Source organism: Flavobacterium sp. H4147, assembly GCF_029360735.1.
GTDB classification, from domain to species: domain Bacteria; phylum Bacteroidota; class Bacteroidia; order Flavobacteriales; family Flavobacteriaceae; genus Flavobacterium; species Flavobacterium endoglycinae.
On sequence record NZ_JARKNB010000005.1, the window covers coordinates 167,850 to 180,430 of the forward strand.

Genomic DNA, 12,581 nt, shown 5'->3' on the forward strand with positions numbered 1-12,581 from the left:
CAAAATGAAAATTGCGCTTTTAGGATACGGAAAAATGGGTAAAGTAATCGAAAGAATTGCTCTGGAAAGAGGTCATGAAATTGTTCTGAAAAAGGATGAATTCAACACCTACGACGGACTTTCAACTGCCGATGTTGCCATCGATTTCAGCGTTCCTACTGCAGCAGTAAGCAATATTTCTGCTTGTTTCAATTCTAATGTTCCAGTAGTTTCAGGAACAACTGGATGGTTAGAACATTATGACGAAATGATTGCTCTTTGCAACGAGAAAAAAGGAGGTTTTATCTCTAGCTCAAACTTCAGTTTAGGAGTAAATATTTTCTTTGGATTAAATGAATATTTAGCCAAAATCATGAACCAATTTGATTCTTATAAAGTTTCAATGGAAGAAATTCACCACATTCATAAACTGGATGCTCCAAGCGGCACGGCTATATCTTTGGCACAAGGTGTAATCGAAAATAGTAATTATGCTGAATGGACTTTAGAAGAAGCAAAAAACAATCAGATTCATATTGAAGCAAAAAGAATTGGTGAAGTTCCAGGTACTCACACGGTCACTTACGATTCTCCTATTGACAGCATCGAAATCAAACATACCGCTCACAATCGTGAAGGATTTGCTCTTGGCGCTGTTATCGCTGCAGAATGGCTGGCAGGAAAACAAGGAATTTTCACTATGAAAGATGTTCTAAACTTACAATAAATCGACTAAAATTCCAGATTATTAAAATCTTGAATTTGAAACTTAAAATACAATATTATGACACTATATCTTTGGTTCGTATTTTTCCTAGCGGTACAAGTAATTCACTTTTTAGGAACTTGGAAACTATATCAGGCAGCAGGAAGAAAAAGCTGGGAAGCCGCAATTCCTGTTTACAATGCAATTGTTTTAATGAAAATCATCGGCCGTCCAACTTGGTGGACATTGTTGCTTTTCATTCCAATTATTAACTTGATTATGTTTCCAGTTGTTTGGGTTGAAACACTTAGAACTTTTGGTAAAAAATCAACTTTAGATACTATTCTTGGAATTTTCACTCTTGGTTTTTACATCTATTACGTAAACTACACACAAAAATTAGAATACAATGCAAACCGAGAATTAAAACCTGAAAACAAAGCTGCCGACACAGTAAGTTCTTTACTTTTTGCTATTATCGTAGCTACTTTGGTACACACTTATGTTATTCAGCCTTACACCATTCCAACTTCTTCATTAGAAAAATCATTATTAATTGGAGATTTCTTATTTGTGAGTAAAGTTAATTACGGACCAAGAGTACCAATGACTACAGTGGCATTACCAATGGTTCATGATTCTATTCCGTTAACAAAAAGAAAATCATATTTAAGCTGGCCACAATTACCATATTTCAGACTTCCTGCGTTCGAACATATCAAACGAAATGACATTGTAGTGTTTAACTGGCCTGTTGACACGGTGCATTACTTTTTTGAACCAAAAGGAAGACCAGGAGTAATAAAACCTATCGACAAGAAATCAAACTATGTAAAAAGATGTGTGGGTATTCCTGGAGACAGCTTATCTATAAAAGATGGATTTGTTTTCATTAACGGTGCAAAGTTAATTTTACCAGAAAGAGCAAAACCACAATATTCATACAAAATTGCATTTGACGGAAAAACACCAGTTGATTTACAGTCTCTAATTAAAGAATTAGACATTACAGATGGCGGTTATTTTTTAGACGATCAAAAAAGAGATACTCTTGTATTAGGAGCTTTAACAGAAGCCAGCGCAGAACGTTTTAAAAACACTCCTGGCGTTAGTTCTGTTACAAGAATAATCGACAGAACGAACGACAATAGAATTTTCCCTCATATCAATAAATGGAATCAGGATAATTTTGGTCCGATTTATATTCCGCAAGAAGGAAAAACTGTTGCGTTAACCAACGAATCACTTCCTTTTTACAAAGAAATTATAACTAACTACGAAGGAAATACTTTAGAATTAAAAGGTTCTAAATTCTTAATCAACGGAAAAGAAACAAACACATACACCTTCAAACAGAACTATTACTGGATGATGGGAGACAACCGTCATAACTCAGAAGACAGCCGTTATTGGGGTTATGTTCCAGAAAATCATATTGTAGGAAAGCCCGTTTTCATTTGGATGAGCTGGGATACTAACGGAAAAGGCATTAATAAAATCCGCTGGAACAGAGTATTCACAACTGTTGATGGTGAAGGGCAGCCTCAGTCATATTTCAAATATTTCTTAATTGCTCTTGCTCTTTACTTTGTTGGAGAATTCTTCTGGAGAAAAAGAAAACAAAACAAAGCATAAATTAAAATAAGTTATTTTTATCTCAGGTTTCAAGTTTCAGGTTCACACAAACTTGAAACTTGAAACCTGAAACTTTTAAACATAAATACAAAATGAATTCCTTATTACTTCCTACTTATTTTCCATCAATTAGTCACTTTGCTGTAATGGCGCAGTCTGACACTATCACTTTTGAAATGGAAGATAATTTTCAGAAGCAGACTAACAGAAATCGTACCTATATCTATAGTCCGAATGGAATTCAACTTTTAAATATTCCTGTTAAACATTCAAAAGCAGCGCATCAAAAAACAAAAGACATTTTGATTGAAAATGAATTTGACTGGCAGAAACAGCATTTTAAATCATTGGAGGCAGCCTACAGAAGCTCTCCTTTCTTCGAATACTTTGAAGATGATATTGCTCCTATTTTCGAAAAGAAACATACCTTTTTAATGGATTTAAACATGGAAGTTTTAGAAACAGTAACCAAATGTCTGCGCATGAAATTAGAATTCGGAAAAACCGAAGAATACTTTCATGAAGTAACCAACTTTTCAGATTTTAGATATTTGGCAAACGGAAAAAAAGACCAGAATTCATTCGAAAAATACACACAGGTTTTTGACGACAAACACGGATTCATCAATAATTTAAGTGTTTTGGATTTGCTTTTTAACGAAGGAAAATTTGCAATGGATTATCTTAAATCCCAAAAAGTAATCTAAAATTATTGCTCCATTAACGAAAGACGGGTCATTATTGGGTAATGATCTGAGTTTTCGAAATCAGGAAAACTTTCAAACTGTTTTACTTTCATTCGAGTATCGGTAAAGATATAATCGATTCTTGCAGGATAGTATTTGAATTTATAAGTGGCCCCAAAGCCTTCTCCTGCTTCTTCAAAAGCATCTTTCAATTTTCCTTTAATATTTCGGTATACATACGAAAATGGACTATTATTCATGTCTCCGCAGATAATAATCGGACTTTTACAGGTTTTTATATTTTCCTTAAACATTTCCGCCTGTTCCTGCTGTTGTCTGAATCCTTTACTGATTCGGGCGTAAATAAGCTGTGATTTCTTCTGATTTACATTGTCAATATCATCCGAAATCTCCGTTACATCAGGCGAGATTTTAATGGATTGTAAATGCATGTTATAAACACGTATAACGTCTTTTCCGCGCTTAATATCAGCATAAATCACATTATTATCCGATTTAGGAAAAACAATGTTTCCTTCGTTTATAATTGGGAATTTTGAAAAAATTGCTTGTCCCGTTTTTATTTGTTTTCCATCAATAAAAATATAACGATGCGGATACACTTTTAAATCCAGATGTGCCGAATTTGAATATTCCTGAATACATAAAATATCCGGATCTTTCTCGTCAATAAAGGCCTTTATATTTTCTGGTATATCATCACGATCCAGCCATTTGAAAACATTAAAAAGACGAACGTTGTAACTCATTACCGAGAAATCTTTTTCATCTTTGACATATTCTTTGGCAGAAAATTTATAGAACTTATTGATAAAGGTAATTCCCATCAATAAAACCAAACCAGACAAAATAAGGCGCTTTTTAAACTGAATTGCCCAATAAATAAAGAACAACCCATTCATTACAAAAAAAGCCGGCATAAACAGCGTAAGCACCGATAAAAGTGGAAAGCTTTTAGGTGCTAAGAAAGGCAGAATATAGACTGTAAATGTAAACACCGTTAGCACTATATTCAGGAAGAACATTATTTTATTAAACCACGAAAGGTTTTTCATAATTTACTGCCTAAGGATTATTTTCCAGCTTTAAACAAAAACTCTTTTTCTTCTTTGGTTAGACAATCATAACCAGACTGGCTAATTTTGTCTAAAATCTCATCTATCTGCTGCTGTGTTTTATCTTTGGTAACAATTCTTGAAGATGTTTTTTCTGCAGGTTTTTTATAATTCTTATGAACGGTTTTAAATGGTGTCGTTGGAGATTTTCTAAATAAATTAGCAAAAAAGTCTAATGTTTTGGAAATAACAACACTTAAATCCGTTCCGTTTTGAAGAAGTTTAATATACACAAATCCAAAGAAAGCCCCAGCCAAATGCGAAATGTGTCCGCCCATATTATCTAAGCGGAACTGCATTAAATCTAAAACCAAGATTACTGCCGTAATATGCCAGAGTTTTACATTGCCAAACAAAAACAAACGAACATTCATAAGAGGCTGATACGTTGTTGCCGCAACCAAAATTGCCATAATAGCTGCCGAAGCACCTACTATTGAAGCAGCAGTTCCTAAAACATAAAAGCTTAACGCAAATACGATACCTGAAAATATAGCTCCTAAAATATATAACCCTAAGTATTGTTTCTGAGTAAAAAAGGTCAGGAATAAATTACTGGCAAAGTTTAAAACCAGCATATTGAACAACAAATGCATGAATCCAAAGTGGAAAAAAGCATAGGTTAAAAATGTCCATGGTTTAAATAAAAAAACCTGCGGATCTGACGATAGCGCCAACCAGTTTGGGAAAGAAAACAGACCGTTTGAAAACCCATAGAAAAAAATTAATGAAATAATAAAACAGGCAATATTCCAATAAATAACGCGCATTGCGATACCACCTAGTCTATACTGCATTTTTAAATCGTCAAGAATGTTCATAAAGTATTCGTTTGGTTCTTAAAATTAATATTAAAGTTAAAAATTAATTCCAACGATTGTTATTAAACTGATTTTTTTTCCAGTACCACATGATCATAAATCCGAAAAAAGCACCTCCAATGTGGGCATAATGCGCAATTCCAGATTCAATTCCCATTAATGAACTTCCGAAGATTCCAAAAAAACCATCAAATAAAAGCATATAAATCGGTACAAAATATTTTGCTTTTATTGGAATCGGTATAAACAAAATTCCGAGTTCAGCATTAGGAAACATAAATGTAAATGCCACAAGCAATCCATAAATAGCACCTGATGCACCTACAACAGTTCCTAAGTAAGCATTCATAAAATGCTTAAATTCTGAAACGGTTAAGATTTCCTGCCATCTGGTATCGATCTTTCCATCATTAAGCAGACTAAGCACATTTGCTTTAGGAAATCCGTGTGCCTGTAAAATAGACAAACTGTCTTGATAGAAATAATAGTTTACAGCAAAATTCACCAAAGCAGCTCCCAATCCGCATGAAATGTAAAAGAAAAGAAATTTTCTTCCGCCCCAAAAATGTTCTAATGTCGATCCAAACGAATATAAAGCAAACATATTGAAAGCAATATGCGCAAATCCGCCATGCATAAACATATGAGTAAGAGGCTGCCAAACCTGAAACTCTGGATTTTCTGGAAAGAAAAGCGCTAGATATTCATACGAAACCGGCACCAGCTGAGCACCGATAAAAAAGATAATATTAATTATAAGCAGTTGTTTTACAACTGGAGTCATATTCATCATAAGGCAAACTTTTTATCTATATCTTCCACACGCATGGTAATGAAAGTAGGTTTTTGAAAAGGTGAAATATTTGGATCTTTACAAGCAAACAAACCGTTTACTAAATTATCCTGTTCTTTTTCGGTTAAATACGATCCGGTTTTAACCGCTAAACTTTTAGCCATTGATTTTGCAATAGTATCATTCTGACTATAACTGTTTGCTGGAATTCCATCCTGCAAATCACTCAGCAGTTGATCAATTACCATCGAAACTTCACTTTCGGTAATATTTACCGGAATTCCTGAAATCACAACGTGATCAGATTTTGTATTATCAAAAATAAATCCTGTCGTTTCAAGAGATGGTTTCAGTTCTTCGATAAGTTCCATTTCGGCAGCAGAATAAAACAAATCCAGCGGAAAAAGCAATTGCTGGCTTGCCGCTTGATTTACGGTCATATTCAGCAGAAACTGTTCGTATAAAATACGCTGATGCGCACGCTGCTGATCTACAATCACCATTCCTGATTTGATTGGAGATACAATATATTTTTTATGAATTTGATAGGTTTTCTGACTCGCTTGTTCCACTTCATTATCATTGAACAATGAAGAAGTTACTTCTTCATTTTCGAATGTAAAAGGAGAACTTTCAATCGTTTCTGGATTTTCGGTATCCAAACCTACATACAAACTTTCCCAGCTTGCTGTTGGCTCAACTCGTTTAGAATATCCCGAATAAGACGAACCGGAGTACGAAGATCCTGAAGATGAAGACGAGGAAGATGACGAAGACAATCCAGAACTATAACTGGAACCAGAATTAGCTTTGGTGTAATGCTGGTTAGTTTTATCATCTGTAAACGGATTAAAAGTCCCGTCAACCTGAATTGTTGGAGTTTCAGCTTCTAAATCCTTATAATGATAGGGTGTGTCTAAATTAGAATCCCGATCAAAATCTAAAACCGGCGCTACATTAAACTGTCCTAAACTATGTTTTATAGATGCTCTTAAAATAGCATATAGCGCTTGTTCATCATCAAACTTAATTTCAGTTTTGGTGGGATGAATGTTGATATCAATTGTATTGGGCGGCACTTGCAGATACAAGAAATAACTTGGCTGTAAACCATCTTTCAGCAAACCATCATAAGCCGCCATAACAGCATGATGCAGATATCCGCTTTTGATAAAACGATCGTTTACAAAGAAAAACTGTTCGCCTCTGGTTTTTTTAGCAAACTCAGGTTTGCATACAAACCCCTGAATGCTGATAATTTCAGTCTCTTCATTAACCGGAACTAATTTTTCATTGGTTTTACCCGACATAATCCCCACAATTCGCTGACGATACCCGGCAGCTGGAAGATTATACAATTCGCTTCCGTTGTGGTAAAAACTAAAATGAATGTTAGGATGCGCCATAGCCACTCGTTGAAATTCATCCATTACATGACGGAATTCAACTGTATCTGACTTTAAGAAATTACGACGAGCCGGAATATTGAAAAATAAATTTTTAACGGCAAACGAAGTTCCTTTGGGCAAAACAGCCACTTCCTGCGAAACAAATTTACTTCCTTCAATAACAATATGAGTTCCAAGTTCGTCTTGTTCTTGCTTCGTTTTCAATTCCATGTGTGCAATAGCAGCGATAGAAGCCAGCGCTTCTCCACGGAAACCTTTTGTTCCAAGCGAAAATAAATCTTCGGCCTGACGGATTTTTGAAGTTGCATGACGAGCGAAACACAAACGTGCATCGGTTACAGTCATCCCTAATCCATTATCAATAACTTGCACCAATGATTTGCCGGCATCTTTTATAATCAATTTAATATCAGTTGCTTTGGCATCAACAGCATTTTCTAACAATTCTTTTACAACTGAAGCGGGTCTTTGAACCACCTCTCCAGCAGCAATTTGGTTAGCAACGTGATCAGGAAGTAATTGAATAATACTCGACATTAAGCAAAAATAATTTTAAAGTTTAGGTTAAGTTTTTACAAACCAAGAATTACAAATTTAATGAATTTTGGTTTGCTTTTAGAACAACAGCCATCATAAAAAAAACAAAAAAACCTATACCATTCTTACACAGTATAGGTTTTAATATTTTTAAAACAAATGTGTTTTATTCGTTTTCTATTTTTCGTGGAGAATCTTCGATTTGTAGTGCACCAGAAGATAATAATGGTTGATTAAAAGTGTGTGCAATTGAAGCCTGCTGGCGAATATAAGCCATTTTGATTGCAGCGATTGCAGCTTCTGTTCCTTTGTTCCCATGAACACCACCACTTCTATCAATTGACTGCTGGATATTATTATCTGTTAAAACACAGAAAATAACCGGAATATCCGTCTGAACATTTAAATCTTTAATTCCTTGTGTAACACCTTCGCATACGAAATCAAAGTGTTTTGTCTGCCCTTGAATTACACATCCAATTACAATAACAGCATCTACATTTTGGGTTTGAAGCATTTTTTTTGCTCCGTAAATCAACTCAAAACTTCCTGGAACATTCCAGCGGATAATTTGTTGTGCAGGAACATCGCAGTCCGTTAAAGCTTCAAAAGCTCCATTGTAAAGTCCTTCAGTTATAGTGTCATTCCACTCAGAAACAACAATCCCAAATCGAAAGTCTTTCGCATTTGGGATTGTTGTTTTATCGTATTCTGATAAATTTTTATTTTCAGTAGCCATCTGTATACTTTAGATATTAGATTATAAATTTAAGATTGCTAAATTACGAATCTAAAATCTAAAATCTTAACTCTACCACAATAATTTATTGTGCTAATCCAATCAATACGTCGATAGAAGCTGCCTCTGGCGTTGCATCAAAGTTATCTTTAATATCGTTCAGATATTTTAAAGCATCTTCTTTCTGACCTAAAGCAAGAGCCGTTTTAGCTGCTTTTAATAAGAAACGAGGCGTTGTAAAATCGTTTTTGTTAGATTCAGCTGCTTTTACGTAGTAATTTAAAGCTTCTTTTGGATTATTCTTTTGAGAATAAGCATCTCCAATTGCTCCTTTTGCTAAAGCGCCTAAGATCATATCTTCAGATTTGAATTCGCTTAAATATTTAATAGCATCATCAAATTTACCTGTATTTAAATATGCTATACCAGCATAGTAGTTTGCTAAATTTCCAGCATCTGTTCCAGAATACTCATCAGCAATTTTCACAAATCCGAATTTACCTTCAGAACCATTTAACGCTAATTTGTATAATGAATCACTTGCTACACCGTCAACCGCTTTTTGAAAGTTTTGCTGAGCAACAAACATTTCGTTTGCAGCCTCATCTTGTTTAGGATTTTCGATGAATTTTTGGTAAGCTAAATATCCAATAGTAGCAACTGCAATACCAGCAACTAAACCAATAATGATTTTTTGATTTTTAGCAACCCAATCCTCAGTTCTTGAAGCAGTTTCGTCTAATTTAGAAAAAACACCAGCTGTTGTGCTGTCTTTTTCATCAATTACTACCTGTTGTTCTTCAGTTACCTCTTTAACTTCCTTCTCTTTTGGTGCTTTATATCCTCTTTTATTGTAAGTAGCCATTTAAAATTAATTTAGTGAACGGCAAAAATAAAATTTTTCTTGAAACTGAGGTAAAAAAAATCAAAATTATCACTATTTTAAAAAAAATATTTTCAGCATTCGTAACTGCTTTCGCATCAGCACTAAAATAAATCAACTTGAAACGCTTGAAAAGCCCTTTATATCGATAAAATTAGATAATTTTACATTCTCAAATTTTACTGTTCAAAGCAGTAAATTTCTTTTTAGAGTCTCTTAAAAAATGCATTTAAACAAAATCTCTTTATTTAATTATAAGAATTTCTCCGAAGCCAGCTTTGATTTTGACGTCAAGATCAACTGTTTTGTAGGTAAAAATGGTATTGGAAAAACCAATGTATTGGATGCCATTTATCATTTGGCATACGGAAAAAGTTATTTTAATCCGCTTGCTGTGCAAAACATCAAACACGGGGAAGAGTTTTTTGTAATTGATGCCGAACTGGACAAAAATGACAGAACAGAGCAGATTGTGTGCAGTTTAAAAAAAGGACAGAAAAAGGTTTTAAAAAGAAACGGAAAAGCTTACGATAAATTCTCAGATCATATTGGTTTTATTCCGCTTGTGATTATTTCTCCTGCCGATCGTGATTTAATTGTGGAAGGAAGCGAAACACGCCGTAAGTTTATGGACAGCGTTATTTCGCAATTAGATCCTGTTTATCTGCATCAGCTTATTCAATATCAAAAAGTAATTGTACAGCGAAATGCTCTTTTAAAATATTTTGCACTCAATCATACTTTCGACAACGACACCTTATCTATATATAATGAGCAGTTGAATGAATACGGAAAATCGATTTTCGAAAAACGAAAAGATTTTCTGGAACAATTCATACCTATATTCAATACACATCATCAAGCCATAACCGGATCTGAAGAAAGTGTGCAATTGGTTTACGAAAGTCATTTATTTGAAAAAGATCTATTATCGCTTCTTCAAGAAAACATCAATAAAGACAGAGCGCTGCAATACACAAGTTCAGGCATTCATAAAGACGACTTATCTTTTGAAATAGATTCGCATCCCATAAAGAAATTTGGTTCGCAGGGACAACAGAAATCTTTTTTAATTGCTTTGAAACTGGCTCAATTTGAGTTTTTAAAAAAACAAAGCGGTGTAAAACCTATTCTGCTTTTTGATGATATTTTCGATAAACTCGACGAAACACGCGTGTCTAAAATTATCGAGATGGTAAATACCGAAACTTTTGGCCAGCTTTTTATATCCGACACTCATCCAGAACGCACTGAAGCGATTGTAAAATCAACCCATCAGAGTTATAAAATATTTAATCTGTAGTTTTTGATGTTTTAAAATTTGATACAATTTGTATCAGTTTTCGTAACCAATCCCAAAATAGAAATTCTTACATTAGCCTAAATAAACTTAAAAACAACTGCAATAAATATTTAAACGAATATGCTAACGAAAGAATCATTGCAATTTTTAGACGATTTAAAGAAAAACAATAACCGTGAATGGTTTCAGGAAAATAAAAAACGATACGAGGTTTTCAAAAAAGATTATCATCAATTGGTAAGTGATTTTCTAGATGTAATGAAACCGCTGGATCCTTCACTAGATTTTTTAGAAGTTAAAAACTGTACTTTTAGAATCAATCGTGATATTCGGTTTTCTAAAGACAAATCGCCTTATAAATCACATTTAGGCGTTTGGATGTCCGCAGGAGCAAAAGGTGCCAATCGTTCAGGATATTATGTTCACATTGAAAAAGGTGCGAGTTTTATTGCCGGCGGATTTTACTCGCCAGAAGCTGAAGACCTGAAAAAAGTCCGAAAAGAAATTGCGTTCTTCTATGATGATTTACAAGAAATTTTAAACGATAAAAATTTCAAAAAAGAGTTTGGAAGTTTAGATATAAACGAAAACAATTCATTAAAAAGCATGCCTCGCGGTTATGAAAAAGATCATCCCGCTATTGAATTTTTAAAATTGAAAAGTTTCACTGCTACTCAAGTCTACGATATTTCTGAAGTCACTAAAAAAGATTTCGTAAAGAAAACAAGCGAGAAACTGATTGCGTTAAAACCTTTAAACGAATTCATCAACCGAGCTTTGGATACTGACGAATTTTAGAGATAAAAAATCGCCGCGAATTCACAAATTATTGAAAATTAATTCGTGAATTCGTGGCGAAAAAACTTTTATAATGAAAAGGAAAATACTTTTTCTTGGAGAATCGTACCGCGCCGATGCCATAACTTGGATGAAAGGCCTAAAAGAATTTGGTGATTTTGAAATCATCACTTGGGAACTTCAAACTTCTAACAAAACCAAATTCAGCAGATTCAAGCGTATTTTAGAGTATTTCTTCTCTCCTATTTCCATTCGGAAAATAATTAAAAAAGAAAAACCAGACATGGTAATTGCCGAAAGAACCACAAGTTATGGTTTCCTAGCAGCTTTATCTGGATCAAAAACCATTGCCATCGCGCAACAAGGCCGAACGGATTTATGGCCAGAAGGTTCCGTTTTATATCCTTTTAAAAAAATCATTCAGAAATATGCCTTCAAAAAAGCACATTTAATTCATGCTTGGGGTCCCGTTATGACAATTTCAATGCGAGAAATCGGTGTTGATATGAATAAAGTTTTGGTTCTTCCAAAGGGAATTGATTTATCGCTTTTTACGCCTTCAACCAATAATTCAAATAAAATTGAAGCGATTGTAACACGTTCCCTTCAGCCCGAATACAGACATGATTCTATTTTAAAAGCTTTCGGAATCTTGAATCAAAAAGAGATAGATTTTTCCCTGACGATTGTAGGCGATGGAACCAGGCTTCAATTTTTAAAAGATTTAGCTGCAGCACTTCAAATTGAAAATAAAGTCATTTTTACAGGAAGAATTCCAAATACAGAACTTCCAAAATTATTACAGCAGTCCAATATTTACATCAGCATGCCGATTACAGAAGGTGTTTCTGCTTCATTATTTGAAGCGATGGCTTCCAACTGTTATCCTATAGTTTCCGACATTCCCGGAAATCAAAGCTGGATTACCCATCGCGAAAATGGACAACTTATCGAAATCGACAATATCGAAATGCTGGCAGAAGAATTAATCTGGTCTTTTGAAAATTCGGAATTGCGAAATCAAGCTATTATCCGAAACAGAAAATTTGTGGAAGAAAATGCGAATTATGATATTAACATGAAGGTTATTTCAGAGAAGTATCATGAGTTGCTAAATTCTAGAATTATTTAACCGCAAAGTTCGCAAGGGTTTACG

12 protein-coding genes are annotated in these 12,581 nt (G+C 34.1%); 6 read left to right on the plus strand and 6 right to left on the minus strand.

All coding sequences use genetic code 11. From position 1 onward, the window contains the following. Positions 1–4: 4 nt before the first annotated feature. From dapB to P2W75_RS21090, 3 genes are all read left to right on the plus strand, one after another. The gene (gene dapB, locus P2W75_RS21080; RefSeq protein ID WP_276381972.1) at positions 5–706 is read left to right on the plus strand and encodes a 4-hydroxy-tetrahydrodipicolinate reductase; all 702 of its coding nucleotides are present in this window, start codon (positions 5–7) and stop codon (positions 704–706) included. A gap of 57 nt (positions 707–763) precedes the next feature. Then, positions 764–2,320, plus strand: coding sequence for a signal peptidase I (gene lepB, locus P2W75_RS21085; RefSeq protein WP_207294818.1), 1,557 nt, complete (start codon positions 764–766; stop codon positions 2,318–2,320). 92 nt (positions 2,321–2,412) lie between these two features. Beyond that, positions 2,413–3,027: a WbqC family protein gene (locus tag P2W75_RS21090; RefSeq protein ID WP_276381973.1), complete on the plus strand. Its 615-nt coding sequence runs from the start codon at positions 2,413–2,415 to the stop codon at positions 3,025–3,027. 2 nt (positions 3,028–3,029) lie between these two features. On the opposite strand, the gene P2W75_RS21095 is transcribed toward P2W75_RS21090, so the two are convergent. The 6 genes from P2W75_RS21095 to P2W75_RS21120 all read right to left on the minus strand — a co-directional run bounded on the left by P2W75_RS21095 (position 3,030) and on the right by P2W75_RS21120 (position 9,306). Continuing rightward, the gene (locus P2W75_RS21095; protein WP_207294816.1) at positions 3,030–4,082 is read right to left on the minus strand and encodes an endonuclease/exonuclease/phosphatase family protein; all 1,053 of its coding nucleotides are present in this window, start codon (positions 4,080–4,082) and stop codon (positions 3,030–3,032) included. A 17-nt stretch (positions 4,083–4,099) separates the two neighbouring features. Next, a complete protein-coding gene (locus P2W75_RS21100) occupies positions 4,100–4,963 on the minus strand; it encodes a rhomboid family intramembrane serine protease (RefSeq protein WP_276381974.1) in 864 nt (287 codons plus the stop codon). 43 nt (positions 4,964–5,006) lie between these two features. Further along, entirely contained in the window at positions 5,007–5,756 is a 750-nt protein-coding gene (locus P2W75_RS21105; RefSeq protein ID WP_276381975.1) for a rhomboid family intramembrane serine protease, read from the minus strand. Beyond that, positions 5,753–7,702 (minus strand): DNA mismatch repair endonuclease MutL, encoded by a 1,950-nt coding sequence (mutL, locus tag P2W75_RS21110; RefSeq protein ID WP_207294813.1) that lies wholly within the window; start codon positions 7,700–7,702, stop codon positions 5,753–5,755. The genes P2W75_RS21105 and mutL overlap by 4 nt, the downstream gene beginning before the upstream one ends. 166 nt (positions 7,703–7,868) lie before the next feature. Continuing rightward, a complete protein-coding gene (gene ribH / locus P2W75_RS21115) occupies positions 7,869–8,441 on the minus strand; it encodes a 6,7-dimethyl-8-ribityllumazine synthase (RefSeq protein WP_207294812.1) in 573 nt (190 codons plus the stop codon). Positions 8,442–8,526: 85 nt separating this feature from the next. Beyond that, a complete protein-coding gene (locus P2W75_RS21120; RefSeq protein ID WP_207294811.1) occupies positions 8,527–9,306 on the minus strand; it encodes a hypothetical protein in 780 nt (259 codons plus the stop codon). Between the two features lie 241 nt (positions 9,307–9,547). On the opposite strand from P2W75_RS21120, the gene recF reads away from it, so the two are divergent. From recF to P2W75_RS21135, 3 genes are all read left to right on the plus strand, one after another. Beyond that, positions 9,548–10,627, plus strand: coding sequence for a DNA replication/repair protein RecF (recF, locus tag P2W75_RS21125; protein WP_207294810.1), 1,080 nt, complete (start codon positions 9,548–9,550; stop codon positions 10,625–10,627). Between the two features lie 120 nt (positions 10,628–10,747). Continuing rightward, positions 10,748–11,425, plus strand: a complete 678-nt coding sequence (locus P2W75_RS21130) for a DUF2461 domain-containing protein (protein WP_276381976.1) — start codon at positions 10,748–10,750, stop codon at positions 11,423–11,425. Between the two features lie 73 nt (positions 11,426–11,498). Then, entirely contained in the window at positions 11,499–12,557 is a 1,059-nt protein-coding gene (locus tag P2W75_RS21135) for a glycosyltransferase (protein ID WP_276381977.1), read from the plus strand. The last annotated feature ends 24 nt before the right edge of the window (positions 12,558–12,581 follow it).

Excerpts from the sequence above, each read along its gene's own strand:
- P2W75_RS21095 (WP_207294816.1), bottom strand. The coding sequence starts at position 4,082 with ATGAAAAACCTTTCGTGGTTTAATAAAATAATGTTCTTCCTGAATATA.
- mutL (WP_207294813.1), bottom strand. The coding sequence starts at position 7,702 with ATGTCGAGTATTATTCAATTACTTCCTGATCACGTTGCTAACCAAATT.
- dapB (WP_276381972.1), top strand. The coding sequence starts at position 5 with ATGAAAATTGCGCTTTTAGGATACGGAAAAATGGGTAAAGTAATCGAA.
- P2W75_RS21120 (WP_207294811.1), bottom strand. The coding sequence starts at position 9,306 with ATGGCTACTTACAATAAAAGAGGATATAAAGCACCAAAAGAGAAGGAA.
- P2W75_RS21130 (WP_276381976.1), top strand. The coding sequence starts at position 10,748 with ATGCTAACGAAAGAATCATTGCAATTTTTAGACGATTTAAAGAAAAAC.
- recF (WP_207294810.1), top strand. The coding sequence starts at position 9,548 with ATGCATTTAAACAAAATCTCTTTATTTAATTATAAGAATTTCTCCGAA.
- P2W75_RS21135 (WP_276381977.1), top strand. The coding sequence starts at position 11,499 with ATGAAAAGGAAAATACTTTTTCTTGGAGAATCGTACCGCGCCGATGCC.
- ribH (WP_207294812.1), bottom strand. The coding sequence starts at position 8,441 with ATGGCTACTGAAAATAAAAATTTATCAGAATACGATAAAACAACAATC.
- lepB (WP_207294818.1), top strand. The coding sequence starts at position 764 with ATGACACTATATCTTTGGTTCGTATTTTTCCTAGCGGTACAAGTAATT.
- P2W75_RS21105 (WP_276381975.1), bottom strand. The coding sequence starts at position 5,756 with ATGATGAATATGACTCCAGTTGTAAAACAACTGCTTATAATTAATATT.
- P2W75_RS21090 (WP_276381973.1), top strand. The coding sequence starts at position 2,413 with ATGAATTCCTTATTACTTCCTACTTATTTTCCATCAATTAGTCACTTT.
- P2W75_RS21100 (WP_276381974.1), bottom strand. The coding sequence starts at position 4,963 with ATGAACATTCTTGACGATTTAAAAATGCAGTATAGACTAGGTGGTATC.